Below are 17,440 nucleotides of genomic sequence, written 5' to 3' on the forward strand. Positions count from 1 at the left end.
AAAACGATGCTAACAAATTCAACTACCTCGGTGCCTGCATTGGATAAGACTATCCGCATCTGCAACTATCTGTTCACGTCACCGGGAGCGACATTTAGTCAGATTCAGCAGGACCTTTCGTTGCCCAAAAGCAGTACTTCTTCTCTGCTCAATGCGCTGACGGTTCATCGCATTTTGCGTCAGGAAAAAGGGCGTTTTTATCTCGGACTCAAGCTCTACGAGTGGGGCACAAAATCTCTTGAGCAGTTTGATATTCGCAATATAGCGTTACCCATTCTGGAGAGCGTTCGTAACCAGACCGGGCTCACCTGCCATTTAGGCGTGCTGGATGAACTCTCACCGATTTATATTTTAAAGCTCGAAAGTCATCACCCGATTGGTATTCGCACCTGGGAAGGTAAAAAATTACCCCTGCACAGTTCCGGCGTGGGAAAGGCGCTGTGCGCCTGGCTGCCGAAAGATAAAATTGATGTGCTCATTCCGGATGAATATCTGCCGCGTTTCACGGAAACGACCATCACCAAAAAAAGCGAATTAATGGCAGAATTTGAGCAAATCAGGCTGCGGGGCTGGGCATACGACAATGAAGAAGACTGCCCAGGGGTTTTTTGCATCGCGGCCCCTGTGTTTGATCACAAGCAAAACCCTATCGCCGCGATCAGCGTTTGCGGCGTGCAATTACAGCTTCCAGAAGAGAAGACGGCGGAGATCTCAGCGCTGATCCTTCAGGCTTGTCGGGCGCTTTCGGCGAAGTTGCTTTAAGCAGTCCCGGACTCACCTTGAGGCGTCCGGGACAAAGCATTTACAGATTTTCACCGTTGCTGGCGATCACTGCCTTGTACCAGTTAAAGCTCTTCTTACGCGAACGAGACATATCGCCGGTGCCGTCATCGTGCTTGTTCACGTAGATGAAACCGTAGCGTTTGCTGTATTGGCCAGTGGTGAAAGAGACGCAGTCGATGCAGCCCCACGGCGTGTAGCCCATCAATTCAACACCATCGTGAGTGACCGCTTTCATCATCTCTTCAACATGCGCACGCAGGTAGTCGATGCGGTAGTCATCGTTGATGCTGCCGTCTGCTTCGACTTTGTCATACGCACCAAAGCCGTTTTCCACGATAAACAGCGGTTTCTGATAGCGCTCATACAGTTCACACAGTGCGTAGCGCAGGCCAACCGGGTCAATCTGCCAGCCCCAGTCTGAGGCTTTCACGTGTGGGTTTGGCACGCTGCCTTCGAAGCCAGAAATCGCATCGCCGCTGCCGCCTTCCGCTTTCACGGCGTTGGTCATGTAGTAGCTGAAGCCCAGATAATCGCAGGTGCCTTCACGCAGAATTTGCGCGTCGCTTTCTTCCATCTTGATGCTAAAGCCACGACGTTCCCATTCATTCAGCACGTAAGTCGGGTAATAGCCACGTAGCTGCACGTCGGTGAACACATAGCGCTCGCGCATTGATTCCTGAGCAAACATCATATCTTCAGGTTTGCAGGAGAATGGATAGAGCGGAACCATCGCCAGCATGCAGCCAACCTGCATCTCAGCATTGATGCGACGGGCGGCTTTCACGGCCAGCGCGCTGGCAACAAACTGATGATGCAGCACCTGATACATCACTTCTTCCGGGTTGTCGTGCTCGGTATACACCACGCCGGAGCAGCAGTAGCCGAACAACGGCGCACGCCAGTTACGCTGGTTGTTGATCTCGTTGAAAGTCATCCAGTATTTGACTTTGTGCTTATAGCGCTCAAACACCACTTCGGCGAAACGCACAAAGAAATCAACCACTTTGCGGTTAGTCCAGCCGCCGTATTCCTGCACCAGGTGCAGAGGCATTTCAAAGTGGGAAAGGGTGATCACCGGTTCGATGTTGTACTTCAGCAGCTCATCGAACATCTCGTCGTAGAATTTCAGGCCTTCTTCATTCGGCTGGGTTTCATCGCCTTTCGGGAAGATACGTGTCCAGGCAATGGAGGTGCGGAAGCATTTGAAGCCCATTTCGGCGAACAGCTTGATGTCTTCTTTGTAGTGGCTGTAGAACTCAACGGCTTCATGATTAGGATAGTATTTGCCGGGCTCCACTTGCTGGGTGATTTCACGCGGCACGCCGTGAGCGCCACCGGTTAGCACGTCACAAATGCTTGGGCCTTTGCCGCCTTTGTTCCAGCCGCCTTCAACCTGATGCGCGGCAACGGCGCCGCCCCACATAAAGTCTTTTGGTAGAGTCAGTTTTTTCATTTTGGCTATTCCCGATAATCAGCTTAATTGCTATCGAGTCTAACAAAGGGGAATGAAATGTCACGATATAACAAATTCACGCTCCGGTGATTTGTTACATGTAAAAAACAGGCTGTTTTTTTATGCCAGTTTTTTCGCCAGCTTACGGCCAAGTGTTTCAAGAATATAAATAACGGGGATCTGAGTAGTAATATCGTAGACGCCGCCAATTCGGGTCTGTGAAATATGCCAGGAGAGATTGAAATCCGCCAGCTTGGCCAGGCGTGAATGCTCGTGGCTGGTGATAGACAGCACTTTGCAATGGTGCAGACTGAACTGGCTGGCGAAACGCAGAATTTCTTCTGTTTCACCAGAAACAGAAAGCACAATGGCCAACGCATTTTTCGCCATATCATTGGTGACAGGGAAATAAGGATCGTCAATGTGGTTGCTAAATTTTCCGACATTAGAAAAGAAACGTGCGCCATATTTAGCTAATGCACCAGAGGTGCCTGCGCCGACAAATATAATACGCTCAGAGGCCAAAATAATATCGACAGCTTCGTCGGCCAGTTTCTCAAATTCTTCGTTATTAACGCTTTTAAAGAAACTGATAATTTCGCTGGCACCGAAGTTGCTCTGCTGTGGCTCATTTTGTTCCAGATAGAGCTTAAAACGCACCCGGAATTCAGAGTAGCCGTCGCAGTTAAGCTTGCGGCAAAAGCGCAGCACGGTGGTGGTGGATACGCCTGCCGCTTCAGCCAGCTCACGAATGGTCATATACATGACTTTGTCACGATTTTTGATGACATACTGGTAGACCATCATCTCAAGATTGTTAAGACTGGCGATGGCGGCGTGGGAGAACATACTCACGTTGGCAGGTACTCACAAGGCAATTTCAATACAGGAATCATACCATGGCCCCGAACGACATCACTTTTTTTCAACGCTTTCAGGAAGACATTCTGGCCGGGCGTAAAACCATTACGATTCGCGATGCCAGTGAATCCCATTTCAAAACCGGTGACGTCCTGCGGGTGGGGCGCTATGAAGACGATGGCTATTTCTGCACGCTGCGCGTCACCGCGACCTCTGAAGTGACGCTCGATACGCTCACTGAAATGCATGCCCAGCAGGAGAATATGACCCTGGATGAACTCAAAAAGGTGATCGCCGAGATTTATCCGGATCAGCAGCAATTCTATGTGATTGAATTTGAGTGCATTTAGTCTCAGGAAACATCTGTGAGGTGAAATTTAAAATTAACTACATGATTATATTTGATAAATTTAAATTCAGAGAATTATTTTAGCTAACAGGTGTTCACTGAAATCATTCTCAGTTAGGCTAGGAGTGCGCTATCGTATTTTTGTCCTTCCGGAGTCCAGCATGGTGAGCAAACCCTTAATTGCACAAGGTTATTCATTGGCAGAAGAAATTGCCAATAGCATCAGCCACGGTATTGGGCTGGTTTTCGGTATTGTCGGGCTGGTGTTGCTGCTGGTGCAGGCTGTGGATGCCAATGCCAGCGCGATGGCCATTACCAGCTACAGCCTGTATGGCGGCAGTATGATCCTGCTGTTTTTGGCCTCGACGCTCTACCACGCCATTCCGCATCAGCGGGCGAAAATCTGGCTGAAAAAGTTCGACCACTGTGCGATTTACCTGTTGATTGCCGGTACCTACACGCCGTTTTTGCTGGTGGGTCTGGATTCCGCCCTGGCTCGTGGATTAATGATTGTCATCTGGAGCCTGGCGCTGCTCGGCATTCTGTTCAAGCTGACCATTGCGCACCGGTTTAAAGTGCTTTCACTGGTGACGTATCTGACGATGGGCTGGCTGTCGCTGATTGTGGTGTATCAACTGGCGGTGAAGCTGTCTGTGGGTGGGGTTACGCTACTGGCCGCAGGCGGCGTCGTTTACTCGCTGGGTGTTATCTTTTACGTCTGCAAACGCATTCCCTATAACCACGCAATCTGGCACGGTTTTGTGCTTGGCGGCAGCGTCTGCCACTTTCTGGCGATTTATCTTTATGTCGGCAAGGTGTGAGATGTAAAGGCGAAAAAAAACCTGATCGTCAGCCGTATACTACTGGCGATCAGGCGGTCAATGACCATTAACAACACCAGGGGATAATGCCCACAGCCCGAAGGCCGAAGGCATTAATTTGCCCCTCTCTCGAGGGTTAATTCAGGCGATACTCCAGATGGTCAATCTCCACTTCCGCTTCCTTGCTCAGGGAACTCAGCACGTAATCCAGCGCGTTATGCACACCCCAGATATCGATATAGTCGTAGCGTTCTTCAGCCGATAATTTCTGCGCATGCATCTCGCGCAACCGCGCGTAGTCATACCATTGACGCACACTGCCGTAGCGGTGATGCCAGTCGTGGCAGACCAGAGAACCCTGAACAAACAGCATCCGGCACGGCAGATGAACAAACAGGTGCATTACTGTCCATTTTGCCCAGCTCGCCCAATATTGAGGCGCGAAACCTGCCGGGCATGTCGAGCCACAGAAGCGAGCCAGACAGTTGTTGATATGGCTGTCGCGCACCGATTCACCTTCTTTGCGTACCAGCCAGACATGTTCCGTCAGCAGATGGACCAGCGAAGCCATTTGATAAAGGATGATGAAAGGCAGGACGAGCACCAACAGGGTGAGTGTATGGCCCGCGAAATATCCAATGGCACAAAGGGAGGTAAGCCAAATCAGGGACATCACTAATCGGTAAAACGGCACGCCGATCAGATTGGATTTCAGGCGACCGTAGAAAAACACCAGGTGGAATTTGGGGCTCAGTAACGTCCAGATGAAGCGAGCATATAAAGCCGATTTACTTTTCCCCGGCGTGAAACCCAGTTGATAAATTGCCGCCAGATCTTTGTCTTCAAACGTTGAGAATTCACGGCCATGGTGCTCATACACATGGAACTGACGATAGGATTCGTAAGGCTGAACAATAAAAATGGTCGAGAGAATTTCACACAGCGCTTTGTTGATTCGCTGGGATTTGTACAAATGACCGTGGACGCTGTGGTGAATAATGGTCGCAACGATATAACGCGCGCCAGAGGTCGCAAACAGGGCACCCATAGCCCAGCACAGAATTTGCAATGTTCTGTTTTGAACGTAAATCACTGCTAACGACGTGAGCATAATCCCGAGAATGACCCAGGCAAGTGACCAAAGGACTCGCTCAGTAGAATTGCTTTGCCACATCTCTTTTCTGTCTGATAATTCTTTTCCGGTCAGCCACGTCCACACCCCCTGAAAAGGCAGAATTTCGTAAGAACGCCTTATTTCCGTTGACTGGTGATATCCTTTGACTGGACGGCGCATAATGGCTCCTGTTGCGACTTACTGTAGAAAATGATTGATGAGGTAAAAAACGGCCAGGCTCAATAACACCGCAGTGACAATATTGCGAATAAGCAGGGCAATAATGACGCTGAAAACGGCGCCGAGAAAATAAGGGTTCATCGGGAACTCACGCACTACGCCATGATCCATCAAAATAATTGGCCCACAGATGGCAGTCAGCAGACAAGGTGCTGAGTATTTTAAAGCTTTATTAATGATCCCCGGTATTTTAAGTGGGACGTTGGGTTCAAGAAAAACGTAGCGATTAAAAAAGACGATCGCTGCCAGCGTCAAAATTAATATCCAGCTCATTTATTTTTCCTTGATAATCCCGGCGATCGCCACGGAACAGAACATGCCCGTCAGGCCAGCCAGCACCACAGCACCTTCGAACTGATAGCAACTCAACACCATCGACAGCACTAGCGAGATAGCGACCCCGGCCAGCGTGCTTATTTTCTTGATCATCGGCACCACGATGGTGATAAACGTGGCGACGATAGAATAATCGAGATGGTATTTATCGAGGTCTGGCACAGAAGAGGCCATTAAAATGCCCATCAGGCTGAACACATTCCAGGAGAGATAAAACGTCAGGCCTGCGCCAATCATATAGCCGGGTGTGAGTTCCGTGCGTTTATCTTTCGTTTCGCTCAGGGCAAATAATTCATCGGTCAGTAAAAAACCGATCGGCAGACGTAATTTTGTTTTCAGGCAGGACACAAATTCCCGCAGCGTCAGGCCATAAATAAAATGCTGAGAGGTGATAAAAAAGACCGATATCACGATGGTAAAAATACTGGCACCAGTCATCGTCAGGCCTAATGTCACCAATTGCGCCGCACCGGCAAAAATAATCGCTGACATGCCAACGCTCTGCCAGAACGTTAAACCGGCCTGAATCGCCATGGATCCTGCCAGAATTCCCCAGGGGATCACGGACACGCAAAGGGGCAGCATTTCTACCGCGCCACGCATAAACGAAGAGCGCGATGAACGGGTGAGATCGGTACAGGTACTGGATTCAGTCATGGGATACGTCAACGGGCATTACGAACATGCCTTAACGCTATAGAACCTGGGCAGGGGTGTATTGAATGTTATTGCTGTGATTCTGGCTTACGCTTTGACAAATTCGCCCGGTGTCAGGCCCACGGAGTTTTTGAAATGGCGATGGAAATGGCTCTGATCGGTGAAGCCGCAAATAATGGAGGTATCGAGGATCGGGATGCCCTGACGCAGCAGAACACGCGCTTTACGTAAACGCGCCTGCACCAGATACGCGTGTGGCGTCATCCCCGTCACTGCCTTGAATTGCCTGAGAAAATGCCAGTGGCTGAGCCCGGCCAGTTCCGCCAGTCGTGTCAGGGTATGGTCTTCTTCCGGGCAGCTATCCATAAAATCTTTGGCGCGCAAAATGCGGTGAGTGGCGGCAGGCAGTTCAAGTGGGGGTTTACGGGTGCGGCTATAGCGCACGCTGAGTAATGTCAGGGAAGAGAGCAACAGCGTTTCTTTCAGCAGATTGTTGCCTTCTTTATCCAGCATGCTGAAGGTCAGCAGAAGTTGTTCTGACAAACCGGGATCGTGGATCACGGCGTCCGGAAACCAGGGAATAAAATCTTTCCCGTCAGGCGTCTGGCGAAGAATGTTCCTCAGCATGTCGGGATGAGGATAGATAGCCCGGTAAGCCCAGCCATTTTCCAGTTCTGAACTGCCGGTGTGCACATCGTCAGCATTGACGATAATGATGTCGCCGCGGGGCGCGACGTGCTCTGCGCCTGAACGGTAGAAGCGTTGGGCCCCCTGATCGATAACGCCAATACAGAAGGTCTCGTGGACGTGGCGAGCGAAGCGCTGCTTGTAATAACTCGCCTGAAGCATGTCGATGCCTCCTAACGCGTCAACGCGATGGAAGTGGGTGTGCTCTTTGATTTTCACGGTCATGAGAACCCCAACAATGCTTTGTATAAAATTGCTGTCGCCCGGGCAAAACTTTCCAGGCGACAGACCTGTTACGCTTCTTCCAGAGAGTAGGGCAGGGGTTCGATACGCAGAGAGCCTGCATCATCGCGAACGCGGAACACGCTGTCGGGTTCCATATCGTTGTTCATCACCACCTGAACCAGGACGCGACCATCGTCAAGCTGGGTAGCAGCCAGAACGGTGCCGGTACGACGCCAGTTCTCGCCCATCTGCATTTCCAGATCTTCGCCCGCTTCCGGAACACGGCTTGCGCTTCCTGCTAAAGACCACAATGCGCGTTTGTTGGCGCCGCGGAATTTAGCACGTGCCACCATTTCCTGGCCGGTGTAGCAACCTTTCTTGAAACTGATGCCACCGAGCGCCTGCATGTTGGTGGCCTGTGGAATAAACTGCGCGCTGTTCGCGGTATCAATGACGGGTAAACCGGCTTCAATATTGAGCGCCAGCCATTGTTGGCTATTGTTCAGTTGCGCTTCGCCGCGAAGGGCTTCAGTCACACGCTGCGCCGTTTCTTCATTGACGACCAGAATGAAGCGCTCGCCCGGATGCTCCAGCCAAAGCAGGGTGTTTTCTCCATCACGCACGGCCTGATTTTCGCTGTCTGGCAGCACGGAAAACAGATTGGCTAGCGCAGCACGAGCCTGAAAACCGGCCACGCCAAGCAGTACACGGCTATCGTCCGGGTTGATCGTGACTTTGGCAAAGACGGCGTACTTTTTCAGTTCGGTCAGTTGAGCATCGCGAACGTTGCGGCGCTCAATCCACGCAAACCCTTCCCCATCACGGAACAAACGCAGGTTGCTCCACATTTTCCCTTTGGCATCGCAGTGGGCGACCAAAAGATGTTGGTGTTCGGTTAATTGCACGACATCTGCCGTTACCTGGCCCTGCAGATAGGTTTCGCTGTCCAGGCCCGTGAGGGTGGCAAGCGCCCAGTCATCAAGCGTCATCAGCGTTAATGGCAGGCGTGCAGCAGCCGAGGGTTGGCGTGGTGGAAAAGGTGTAAAAGCCATAGTCGTGTCCCAAATAGCGTAACGCAATATTAATGACTAATGGTAAAAGAGCTATTGCGCATTGCAAGCGCTTTCCGAAGCCCATTTGTGCCATTATTCTGTTTTACGAGGCGCTGCGAAAAATAATGCAATGCCCTGCAATGACTAAGGTTTTTCTCTGAAGGTAAGCCGCATTGCGCAATATTCCTGTAAAGTAAGTGAATAAAACGCGTTAAACTACTCTGTATCGATATTCAGGAAGGACAACATGGACATCAACAATAAAGCCCGAATCCACTGGGCGTGCCGTCGGGGAATGCGTGAGCTGGATATTTCCATCATGCCGTTTTTTGAGTACGAGTACGACACCCTGAGCGACGAGGATAAAAGCCTCTTTATTCGCCTTCTGGAATGTGATGACCCGGATCTGTTCAACTGGCTGATGAACCATGGCGAGCCAGCAGATGTGGAATTACAACGGATGGTCCACCTTATTCAAACACGGAATCGGGAACGTGGTCCTGTGGCAATCTGATTTGCGCGTCTCATGGCGCTCGCAATGGGTTTCTCTGTTACTCCACGGTCTGGTGGCGGCTTTTATATTGCTGATGCCCTGGCCGCTGAGCTACACGCCCTTATGGTTGCTCCTGCTTTCATTGGTGGTTTTCGATTGCGTGCGCAGTCAGCGTCGTATTAATGCTTCGCAGGGGGAGATCAAACTGCTGATGGATTCCCGGCTACGCTGGCAAAATCAGGAGTGGGATTTGCAGGGCACGCCGTGGGTGATGAACAGCGGCATGATGCTGCGCCTGCGCCGGGTTGATGGTCGCAAGAGAACGCACTTGTGGCTGGCGGCAGACAGCATGGATGCCGGGGAGTGGCGGGATTTGCGCCGGACGATTTTACAACAACCGGCGCAGCAGTAGCGGGTCAGGAGAACTGTTCGGCCATTTCGCCAAGGATTTGCTCGCACCAGGTTTGCAGGCGCTCATCGCTCAGGTCGTACTGGTTAGTTTCATCCAGCGCCAGGCCGACAAAAAGCTGACCGTCTGCAATCACCGGTTTCGGGCTGGTGAACTCGTAGCCTTCCGTTGGCCAGTAGCCAACAAACTTCACGGCTTTGGTTGCCAGTTTGTCATGCAGCATTCCCAGCGCATCAAGGAACCATTCGCCATAGCCTAGCTGGTCGCCCATGCCGTACAGCGCAATGATTTTCCCGTCCAGATTGAGGGCATCGAGCTTATCCCAGACCGCTTCCCAGTCTTCCTGGATTTCACCAAAATCCCAGGTCGGAATGCCGAGGATCAGCACATCGTACTGCTCCATCAACTGGGGGGAATAGTCCTTCAGATTGTGTAACGTCACCAGTTCTGTGCCGATAATGTCGCGGATTTTTTCCGCCGCCATTTCGGTGTAACAGGTACTGGAACCGTAAAACAGACCAATTTTCATCGCGAAAACTCTCAGTGCTGACTATGACTTTGCGCTAGTGTATCAGAAAGGTATTACCATAAGGCATAATGAGCCGTACTGCCGCTTCCAGGAGGCTATGTGGACAAGGATCTCGCACAAATCGAACACTTTCTCGATGCGCTTTGGCTTGAGAAAAACCTCGCCGAGAACACGCTCAGCGCCTATCGTCGTGATTTAACGATGCTCGTCGAATGGCTGCATAAGCGCAACCTGGGGGTAGAAACCGTTCAGGGCAGTGATTTGCAGCAGCTGCTCGCAGAGCGTGTCGAAGGGGGCTATAAGGCCACCAGTTCGGCGCGTTTTTTAAGTGCGATGCGTCGTCTGTTTCAGCACCTGTATCGGGAAAAAGTGAGAGCTGACGATCCCTGCGCTCAGCTCGCGTCGCCGAAATTACCGCAACGATTGCCTAAAGATCTCAGTGAAGCGCAGGTCGACAGGCTGCTTCAGGCACCGTTAATTGACAACCCGTTGGAACTCCGCGACAAAGCCATGCTCGAAGTGCTGTATGCTACCGGGCTGCGTGTGACGGAACTGGTTGGCCTGACGATGAGCGATATCAGCCTGCGTCAGGGCGTGGTTCGCGTTATCGGTAAAGGCAATAAAGAGCGCCTGGTCCCGCTCGGTGAAGAGGCCGTGTATTGGCTGGAAAATTACCTTGAGCATGGTCGCCCGTGGTTGCTGAACGGCGTTTCTATTGATGTGCTGTTCCCCAGCCAAAGGGCGCAGCAAATGACGCGACAGACGTTCTGGCATCGTATCAAGCATTACGCCGTGCTGGCAGGCATCGACAGCGATAAGCTGTCACCGCACGTGTTGCGCCATGCGTTCGCCACGCATTTACTCAACCACGGCGCGGATTTGCGCGTGGTGCAGATGTTGCTGGGTCACAGTGACCTTTCAACCACTCAAATTTATACGCACGTCGCCACGGAGCGGCTGCGCCAACTCCATCAACAGCATCACCCACGGGCGTGAGCTGAAATCGGAATCAACAGGAAAGGTTATGAAAAAAGGTTTAGTGATGTTCTCCCTGCTGGCTGCAGCGTTGTCCGGCGTGGCCCATGCTGATGATGCCGCCATTCAACAGTCGCTGGCGAAGCTTGGCGTTCAGAGTACTGAGATTCAGGCTTCTCCGGTCTCGGGGATGAAAACTGTGCTGACCAACAGCGGCGTGCTGTATGTCACCGAAGACGGCAAACATATTATCCAGGGCCCGATGTACGACGTGAGTGGCACCGCACCAGTTAACGTGACCAACAAGCTGCTGATGGGCAAGCTTAACGGCCTGGAAAAAGAGATGATCGTCTACAAAGCCGCGCAGGAAAAACACGTGATTACCGTGTTCACCGACATCACCTGTGGCTACTGCCACAAGCTGCATGAAGAGATGAAAGATTACAACGCGCTGGGGATCACCGTGCGTTATCTGGCGTTCCCGCGTCAGGGTGTGCAAAGCCAGGCCGAGCAGGACATGAAATCCATCTGGTGTGCCAAAGATCGCAACAAAGCCTTTGATGATGCGATGAACGGTAAGGGTGTGCAGGCTGCCAGCTGCGATATCAACATTGCCAACCATTACGCGCTGGGCGTGCAGTTTGGTGTGAACGGCACACCGGCTATTGTCCTTAACGACGGTTATGTCGTGCCGGGCTATCAGGGGCCGCAAGAAATGAAAGCGTTCCTCGACGAGCACAAAAAACAGACCAGCGGTAAGTAAGCGGCGTGAAACAACAGATCCAACTTCGCCGCAGAGAGGTGGATAACTCAGCGGAGCTACCGGCTGAGTTACCGCCCCTGTTACAGCGGTTATACGCCAGTCGTGGCGTGCGTTCTGCTGCCGATCTTGAGCGTAGTGTGAAGGGCATGCTGCCCTGGCAGCAGCTGAACGGTGTCGAAAAAGCTGTCGACATTCTCTACAACGCCTTCCGCGAAGGGCTACGCATCATTGTGGTTGGCGATTTCGATGCTGACGGCGCGACCAGTACAGCACTTAGCGTATTGGGCTTGCGCCAGTTGGGTTGCAGCAACATCTCCTATCTGGTGCCTAACCGTTTCGAAGATGGTTATGGCCTGAGTCCGGAAGTCGTTGATCAGGCTCATGCGCGAGGCGCACAGCTGATCATGACGGTCGACAACGGCATTTCATCTCATGCGGGCGTTGAACGCGCACACGAACTGGGCATCCCGGTGTTGGTCACCGATCATCACCTGCCAGGTGACACGCTGCCAGCGGCTGAAGCCATCATCAACCCGAATCTGCGAGAGTGCGACTTCCCGTCCAAATCCCTTGCGGGTGTGGGCGTGGCGTTTTATCTGATGCTCGCGCTCCGTTCCCACTTGCGCGATCAGGGCTGGTTTGAGGCTCAGGGCATTGCGATCCCGAATCTGGCTGAATTACTGGATTTAGTCGCGCTCGGTACGGTGGCGGACGTCGTGCCGCTGGATGCCAATAATCGCATTCTGACGTGGCAGGGCCTGAGCCGCATTCGTGCTGGAAAGTGCCGTCCGGGCATCAAAGCGCTGCTGGAAGTGTCCAACCGTGATGCGCAGAAACTGGCTGCCAGCGATCTTGGGTTTGCACTCGGCCCGCGTTTGAATGCGGCGGGGCGTCTGGATGATATGTCTGTCGGCGTGGCGCTGCTGCTAAGCGATAATATCGGTGAAGCACGCCAACTGGCCAACGAACTCGACGCGCTGAATCAGACGCGCAAAGAGATTGAGCAGGGCATGCAGGCCGAAGCGCTGACATTGTGTGAGAAGCTTGAACGCAGCAGTGACACGCTGCCGGGCGGCCTGGCGATGTATCATCCCGAGTGGCATCAGGGCGTCGTCGGTATTCTCGCCTCGCGCATCAAAGAGCGTTTTCACCGCCCGGTCATTGCGTTTGCCCCGGCGGGTGATGGCACGCTGAAAGGCTCAGGGCGTTCGATTCAGGGCCTGCATATGCGCGATGCGCTGGAGCGTCTGGACACGCTTTATCCCGGCATGATGATCAAATTCGGCGGCCATGCGATGGCTGCGGGGTTGTCACTGGAAGAAGCGAAGTTCGATGAATTCCAGCAGCGCTTTGGCGATCTGGTCACTGAATGGCTGGACCCGGCGCTGTTGCAGGGTGAAATCGTTTCTGACGGGCCTTTGTCTGCGGCGGAGATGACCATGGACGTGGCGCAAATGCTGCGCGATGCTGGCCCGTGGGGTCAGATGTTCCCGGAACCGCTGTTTGATGGTCGCTTTAAGCTGCTGCAACAGCGGCTGGTGGGCGAACGCCATCTGAAAGTGATGGTAGAACCTGTTGGCGGGGGGCCGCTTCTGGATGGTATTGCGTTCAACGTCGATACCACCTGCTGGCCGGATAACGGCGTCCGCGAAGTGGAACTGGCCTACAAGCTGGACATTAATGAGTTTCGCGGCAACCGCAGCCTGCAAATTATCATTGATAACATCTGGCCGATTTAGCATCAGTAATCGCTATAAAAAAGGGCGGAGATCCGTTAAAATCCCGCTCTTATCACCGCATTTAGACAAGCCCAGAAAAGATAATCGACCATGTTTGAAATTAATCCGGTAAAAAATCGCATTCAGGACCTCACGGAGCGCTCTGACGTTCTTAGGGGGTATCTTTGACTATGATGCCAAGAAAGAGCGTCTGGAAGAAGTAAACGCCGAGCTGGAACAGCCGGACGTCTGGAACGAACCCGAGCGCGCACAGGCGCTGGGCAAAGAACGTTCCTCGCTGGAAGCCATCGTTGAGACGCTGGACCAGATGACTCAGGGTCTGGAAGATGTTTCTGGCCTGCTTGAACTGGCTGTTGAAGCCGACGATGAAGAAACCTTCAACGAAGCCGTGGCTGAACTCGATCAGCTCGAAGTGAAGCTGGAGCAGCTCGAATTCCGCCGTATGTTCTCTGGCGAATACGACAGCGCCGACTGCTATCTCGACATCCAGGCAGGTTCTGGCGGTACTGAAGCGCAAGACTGGGCAAGCATGCTGACGCGTATGTACCTGCGTTGGGCAGAAGCGCGTGGCTTCAAAACCGAAATTATCGAAGAGTCTGAAGGCGAAGTTGCGGGTCTCAAATCCGTCACCATCAAAATCATCGGTGATTACGCCTACGGCTGGCTGCGTACCGAAACAGGCGTTCACCGTCTGGTGCGTAAAAGCCCGTTCGATTCCGGCGGCCGCCGCCATACCTCTTTCAGCTCGGCGTTTGTGTACCCGGAAGTGGAAGACGACATCGATATTGAAATTAACCCGGCGGACCTGCGTATCGACGTATACCGCGCCTCCGGTGCCGGTGGTCAGCACGTTAACCGTACTGAATCCGCTGTGCGTATTACCCACATTCCAACCAATACCGTGACCCAGTGTCAGAACGACCGTTCTCAGCACAAGAACAAAGATCAGGCCATGAAGCAGATGAAAGCGAAGCTTTATGAACTGGAAATGCAAAAGAAAAATGCTGAGAAACAAGCGATGGAAGACAACAAGTCTGACATCGGCTGGGGTAGCCAGATCCGTTCCTACGTGCTGGATGATTCCCGCATCAAAGATCTGCGCACCGGGGTGGAAACCCGCAACACCCAGGCTGTGCTTGACGGCAGTCTGGATCAATTTATCGAAGCAAGTTTGAAAGCAGGGTTATGAGGAACCAAAATGTCTGAACAACAAGCACAAGGCGCTGATGCGGTCGTCGATCTGAATAACGAACTGAAATCTCGCCGTGAAAAGCTCGCTGCACTGCGTGAGCAGGGCATTGCTTTTCCGAATGATTTCCGTCGCGACCACACCTCCGACCGACTGCACGCTGACTTCGACAGCAAAGAAAACGAAGAGCTTGAAGCGCTGAATATTGAAGTGACCGTTGCGGGCCGTATGATGACCCGCCGCATCATGGGTAAGGCGTCCTTCGTGACCCTCCAGGATGTGGGCGGCCGTATTCAGCTCTATGTTGCGCGTGACGATCTGCCAGAAGGCATTTACAACGAGCAGTTCAAAAAGTGGGATCTGGGCGATATTCTCGGCGCGAAAGGTAAGCTGTTCAAAACCAAAACCGGCGAGCTCTCAATCCACTGTACTGAACTGCGTCTGCTGACCAAAGCGCTGCGCCCGCTGCCGGATAAATTCCACGGCCTGCAGGATCAGGAAGCTCGCTATCGCCAGCGTTACTTGGATCTGATCTCCAACGACGAATCCCGTAACACCTTCAAAGTGCGTTCCCAGATCCTGGCGGGCATCCGTCAGTTCATGGTGGGCCGCGACTTTATGGAAGTGGAAACCCCAATGATGCAGGTGATCCCAGGCGGCGCGTCAGCCCGTCCATTCATCACCCATCACAATGCGCTGGATCTCGACATGTACCTGCGTATTGCGCCGGAACTGTACCTGAAGCGTCTGGTGGTTGGCGGCTTCGAACGTGTGTTCGAAATCAACCGTAACTTCCGTAACGAAGGTATTTCCGTACGTCACAACCCAGAGTTCACCATGATGGAACTCTATATGGCGTATGCGGATTACAAAGACCTTATCGAACTGACCGAATCCCTGTTCCGCACCCTGGCGCAGAACATTCTGGGCAAAACCGAAGTGCCTTACGGCGACCAGACGTTTGATTTCGGCAAACCGTTCGAGAAGCTCACCATGCGTGAAGCTATCAAGAAATACCGTCCGGAAACCAACATGGCCGATCTGGACAACTTCGATGCCGCAAAAGCGATTGCTGCTGAAATCGGTATCAAAGTTGAGAAGAGCTGGGGCCTGGGCCGTACCGTAACCGAGATCTTCGAAGAAGTGGCAGAAGCGCATCTGATTCAGCCAACCTTCATCACTGAATATCCGGCTGAAGTGTCTCCGTTGGCTCGTCGTAACGACGTGAACCCGGAAATCACTGACCGCTTTGAATTCTTCATCGGTGGCCGTGAAATCGGTAACGGCTTCAGCGAGCTGAACGATGCAGAAGATCAGGCGCAGCGCTTCCTGGATCAGGTGAATGCGAAAGAAGCCGGTGATGACGAAGCAATGTTCTACGACGAAGACTACGTGACGTCGCTGGAACATGGCCTGCCGCCAACTGCGGGTCTGGGTATCGGTATCGACCGTATGGTGATGCTGTTCACCAACAGCCACACCATCCGTGATGTGATCCTGTTCCCGGCGATGCGTCCGGTTAAATAAGGTCTATTAAGCCAGGGCATTATTGTCCTGCTTTGAAAGCCCGGTTAGCTTTTTGCGCCGGGCTTTTTTATTTGGCCGCATTCAGACCCCAAGGGATCTCCTATTCCGTCGAGATAACGCACAGGGATATTGGCAACCGGGCAAGGGCTGCTATCATAGACATCCCGAATTCCGCTTACCGAGGAGTTGTTTTGCCAGCAGGACGCCTGAACATTCATCCTTTTCGCCTGATCGTCTGCCTTATTGTAGGCCTGATGCTGGCTGGCTGTTCCAGTAACTCATCAGACTCTGGCTCAACCTACACCGTGAAGCGAGGCGACACGCTGTACGCGATTTCACGCAAAACAGGGACCAGCGTAAGGGACCTGGCACGACTCAATGGCATTTCACCGCCGTACACCATTGAAGTGGGTCAGCGACTGAAAACCAATGGCAGTTCAGGCGGCAGCAAAAAATCCTCCGGCAAGAGCAACACCCGCACGGCGAAAGTCACGCCGTCTTCAGCCGTACCACAATCTTCCTGGCCGCCAGTTGGGCAGCGCTGCTGGCGTTGGCCGACCAGCGGCAAAGTCGTGTTACCGTATTCCACAGCCGATGGCGGCAATAAAGGGATAGACATTGCCGGTTCGCGTGGGCAGCCTGTTTATGCGTCCGGCGCGGGGAAAGTGGTGTATGTCGGCAACCAGCTTCGCGGTTATGGCAATTTGATCATGATTAAGCACAGCGAAGACTACATCACCGCTTACGCGCATAACGACAAGATGCTGGTCAACAATGGTCAGTCAGTGAAAATCGGCCAGCAGATTGCCACCATGGGCAGCTCGGATACCGATTCCGTGAAACTGCACTTCCAGATTCGTTATCGCGCAACGGCTATCGATCCGCTTCGCTATCTGCCGCCGCAAGGCAGTAAGCCTAAGTGTTAAAAGGCGTTTTTTTCGCCAGTCAGCAAGCCTAAGGCTTGCCAGAGAGGGTGTTAGGTTTATAATGCCCTCTCACGTCTTTGCGGGCGTAGTTCAATGGTAGAACGGCAGCTTCCCAAGCTGCATACGAGGGTTCGATTCCCTTCGCCCGCTCCAGATCTCTCCCCTTGTGGCAAAGTTTCGTTAAAACTCATTTTGCTATCAACAACTTACATAACATAAGTTGTCGTGATCGTTCTACCATTGAACTACGATCTACCAATGGGAGTTACATTGTTAGTTGTCACGGATAGTTACACGGAAATGAGAGTATAA

Annotated in this window: 19 protein-coding genes and 1 tRNA gene; 12 read left to right on the forward strand and 8 right to left on the reverse strand. The window is 52.6% G+C overall.

Annotated elements, in window-relative coordinates; genetic code table 11:
• Positions 1-6 precede the first annotated feature (6 nt).
• Entirely contained in the window at positions 7-762 is a 756-nt protein-coding gene (locus ACI2I2_RS19440) for an IclR family transcriptional regulator (RefSeq protein WP_330982785.1), read from the forward strand.
• Positions 763-802: 40 nt separating this feature from the next.
• Here the strand turns inward: ACI2I2_RS19440 and ACI2I2_RS19445 are convergent, their stop codons facing one another.
• Entirely contained in the window at positions 803-2,236 is a 1,434-nt protein-coding gene (locus ACI2I2_RS19445) for a 6-phospho-beta-glucosidase (protein WP_404659393.1), read from the reverse strand.
• A 120-nt stretch (positions 2,237-2,356) separates the two neighbouring features.
• Entirely contained in the window at positions 2,357-3,085 is a 729-nt protein-coding gene (locus ACI2I2_RS19450; protein WP_330982787.1) for a MurR/RpiR family transcriptional regulator, read from the reverse strand.
• 50 nt (positions 3,086-3,135) lie between these two features.
• Here ACI2I2_RS19450 and yqfB point away from each other — a divergent pair, with 50 nt between their 5' ends.
• Together yqfB and ACI2I2_RS19460 are read left to right on the forward strand one after the other, a co-directional pair.
• On the forward strand, positions 3,136-3,447 hold the full coding sequence (gene yqfB / locus ACI2I2_RS19455; protein ID WP_404659394.1) for a N(4)-acetylcytidine aminohydrolase: 312 nt from the start codon (positions 3,136-3,138) through the stop codon (positions 3,445-3,447).
• Between the two features lie 160 nt (positions 3,448-3,607).
• Positions 3,608-4,267 carry a hemolysin III family protein gene (locus ACI2I2_RS19460; RefSeq protein ID WP_404659395.1) on the forward strand — a complete coding sequence of 220 codons (660 nt, stop codon included), beginning with the start codon at positions 3,608-3,610 and terminating at the stop codon, positions 4,265-4,267.
• Between the two features lie 136 nt (positions 4,268-4,403).
• Here the strand turns inward: ACI2I2_RS19460 and ACI2I2_RS19465 are convergent, their stop codons facing one another.
• The 5 genes from ACI2I2_RS19465 to ygfZ form a co-directional block, all read right to left on the reverse strand.
• Positions 4,404-5,561 (reverse strand): hypothetical protein, encoded by a 1,158-nt coding sequence (locus tag ACI2I2_RS19465; protein WP_404659396.1) that lies wholly within the window; start codon positions 5,559-5,561, stop codon positions 4,404-4,406.
• An 18-nt stretch (positions 5,562-5,579) separates the two neighbouring features.
• Positions 5,580-5,894: an AzlD domain-containing protein gene (locus ACI2I2_RS19470; RefSeq protein WP_330982791.1), complete on the reverse strand. Its 315-nt coding sequence runs from the start codon at positions 5,892-5,894 to the stop codon at positions 5,580-5,582.
• Positions 5,895-6,614 (reverse strand): AzlC family ABC transporter permease, encoded by a 720-nt coding sequence (locus tag ACI2I2_RS19475; protein WP_404659397.1) that lies wholly within the window; start codon positions 6,612-6,614, stop codon positions 5,895-5,897.
• Between the two features lie 87 nt (positions 6,615-6,701).
• Positions 6,702-7,526: an AraC family ligand binding domain-containing protein gene (locus tag ACI2I2_RS19480; RefSeq protein ID WP_404659398.1), complete on the reverse strand. Its 825-nt coding sequence runs from the start codon at positions 7,524-7,526 to the stop codon at positions 6,702-6,704.
• Positions 7,527-7,594: 68 nt separating this feature from the next.
• Positions 7,595-8,578 carry a tRNA-modifying protein YgfZ gene (gene ygfZ, locus ACI2I2_RS19485; protein ID WP_404659399.1) on the reverse strand — a complete coding sequence of 328 codons (984 nt, stop codon included), beginning with the start codon at positions 8,576-8,578 and terminating at the stop codon, positions 7,595-7,597.
• Positions 8,579-8,825: 247 nt separating this feature from the next.
• Here ygfZ and sdhE point away from each other — a divergent pair, with 247 nt between their 5' ends.
• Both sdhE and ACI2I2_RS19495 read left to right on the forward strand, forming a co-directional pair.
• The gene (gene sdhE, locus ACI2I2_RS19490) at positions 8,826-9,092 is read left to right on the forward strand and encodes an FAD assembly factor SdhE (protein ID WP_404659401.1); all 267 of its coding nucleotides are present in this window, start codon (positions 8,826-8,828) and stop codon (positions 9,090-9,092) included.
• Positions 9,073-9,483 (forward strand): protein YgfX, encoded by a 411-nt coding sequence (locus tag ACI2I2_RS19495; RefSeq protein ID WP_330982796.1) that lies wholly within the window; start codon positions 9,073-9,075, stop codon positions 9,481-9,483. Before sdhE ends, ACI2I2_RS19495 begins: the two co-directional genes overlap by 20 nt.
• Positions 9,484-9,487: 4 nt before the next feature.
• On the opposite strand, the gene fldB is transcribed toward ACI2I2_RS19495, so the two are convergent.
• The gene (gene fldB / locus ACI2I2_RS19500) at positions 9,488-10,009 is read right to left on the reverse strand and encodes a flavodoxin FldB (RefSeq protein ID WP_404659402.1); all 522 of its coding nucleotides are present in this window, start codon (positions 10,007-10,009) and stop codon (positions 9,488-9,490) included.
• 99 nt (positions 10,010-10,108) lie between these two features.
• Here fldB and xerD point away from each other — a divergent pair, with 99 nt between their 5' ends.
• The 7 genes from xerD to ACI2I2_RS19535 all read left to right on the forward strand — a co-directional run bounded on the left by xerD (position 10,109) and on the right by ACI2I2_RS19535 (position 17,281).
• On the forward strand, positions 10,109-11,005 hold the full coding sequence (gene xerD, locus ACI2I2_RS19505; RefSeq protein ID WP_404659403.1) for a site-specific tyrosine recombinase XerD: 897 nt from the start codon (positions 10,109-10,111) through the stop codon (positions 11,003-11,005).
• Between the two features lie 28 nt (positions 11,006-11,033).
• Entirely contained in the window at positions 11,034-11,747 is a 714-nt protein-coding gene (gene dsbC, locus ACI2I2_RS19510) for a bifunctional protein-disulfide isomerase/oxidoreductase DsbC (protein WP_404659405.1), read from the forward strand.
• A 5-nt stretch (positions 11,748-11,752) separates the two neighbouring features.
• Positions 11,753-13,486 carry a single-stranded-DNA-specific exonuclease RecJ gene (gene recJ / locus ACI2I2_RS19515; protein ID WP_404659406.1) on the forward strand — a complete coding sequence of 578 codons (1,734 nt, stop codon included), beginning with the start codon at positions 11,753-11,755 and terminating at the stop codon, positions 13,484-13,486.
• Positions 13,487-13,576: 90 nt separating this feature from the next.
• Positions 13,577-14,675 (forward strand): peptide chain release factor 2 gene (prfB, locus tag ACI2I2_RS19520; protein ID WP_404659407.1). Its coding sequence is split into 2 segments (ribosomal slippage): positions 13,577-13,651 and positions 13,653-14,675, totalling 1,098 coding nucleotides; the frame shifts between segments, so codons are not numbered across the junction.
• A gap of 9 nt (positions 14,676-14,684) precedes the next feature.
• Entirely contained in the window at positions 14,685-16,202 is a 1,518-nt protein-coding gene (gene lysS, locus ACI2I2_RS19525) for a lysine--tRNA ligase (protein ID WP_404659408.1), read from the forward strand.
• Between the two features lie 212 nt (positions 16,203-16,414).
• Positions 16,415-17,128: an amidase activator ActS gene (gene actS / locus ACI2I2_RS19530; RefSeq protein ID WP_404659453.1), complete on the forward strand. Its 714-nt coding sequence runs from the start codon at positions 16,415-16,417 to the stop codon at positions 17,126-17,128.
• Positions 17,129-17,207: 79 nt separating this feature from the next.
• Positions 17,208-17,281: transfer RNA gene (locus tag ACI2I2_RS19535), tRNA-Gly, on the forward strand.
• Positions 17,282-17,440 lie beyond the last annotated feature (159 nt).

It is taken from the genome of Scandinavium sp. NPDC088450 (assembly GCF_044900545.1).
In the GTDB taxonomy this organism is placed as follows: domain Bacteria; phylum Pseudomonadota; class Gammaproteobacteria; order Enterobacterales; family Enterobacteriaceae; genus Scandinavium.

Bases quoted from the DNA above. Each gene is read 5' to 3' on its own strand.
- ACI2I2_RS19440 (WP_330982785.1), top strand. From the start codon at position 7: ATGCTAACAAATTCAACTACCTCGGTGCCTGCATTGGATAAGACTATC.
- ACI2I2_RS19445 (WP_404659393.1), bottom strand. From the start codon at position 2,236: ATGAAAAAACTGACTCTACCAAAAGACTTTATGTGGGGCGGCGCCGTT.
- ACI2I2_RS19450 (WP_330982787.1), bottom strand. From the start codon at position 3,085: ATGTTCTCCCACGCCGCCATCGCCAGTCTTAACAATCTTGAGATGATG.
- yqfB (WP_404659394.1), top strand. From the start codon at position 3,136: ATGGCCCCGAACGACATCACTTTTTTTCAACGCTTTCAGGAAGACATT.
- ACI2I2_RS19460 (WP_404659395.1), top strand. From the start codon at position 3,608: ATGGTGAGCAAACCCTTAATTGCACAAGGTTATTCATTGGCAGAAGAA.
- ACI2I2_RS19465 (WP_404659396.1), bottom strand. From the start codon at position 5,561: ATGCGCCGTCCAGTCAAAGGATATCACCAGTCAACGGAAATAAGGCGT.
- ACI2I2_RS19470 (WP_330982791.1), bottom strand. From the start codon at position 5,894: ATGAGCTGGATATTAATTTTGACGCTGGCAGCGATCGTCTTTTTTAAT.
- ACI2I2_RS19475 (WP_404659397.1), bottom strand. From the start codon at position 6,614: ATGACTGAATCCAGTACCTGTACCGATCTCACCCGTTCATCGCGCTCT.
- ACI2I2_RS19480 (WP_404659398.1), bottom strand. From the start codon at position 7,526: ATGACCGTGAAAATCAAAGAGCACACCCACTTCCATCGCGTTGACGCG.
- ygfZ (WP_404659399.1), bottom strand. From the start codon at position 8,578: ATGGCTTTTACACCTTTTCCACCACGCCAACCCTCGGCTGCTGCACGC.
- sdhE (WP_404659401.1), top strand. From the start codon at position 8,826: ATGGACATCAACAATAAAGCCCGAATCCACTGGGCGTGCCGTCGGGGA.
- fldB (WP_404659402.1), bottom strand. From the start codon at position 10,009: ATGAAAATTGGTCTGTTTTACGGTTCCAGTACCTGTTACACCGAAATG.
- dsbC (WP_404659405.1), top strand. From the start codon at position 11,034: ATGAAAAAAGGTTTAGTGATGTTCTCCCTGCTGGCTGCAGCGTTGTCC.
- lysS (WP_404659408.1), top strand. From the start codon at position 14,685: ATGTCTGAACAACAAGCACAAGGCGCTGATGCGGTCGTCGATCTGAAT.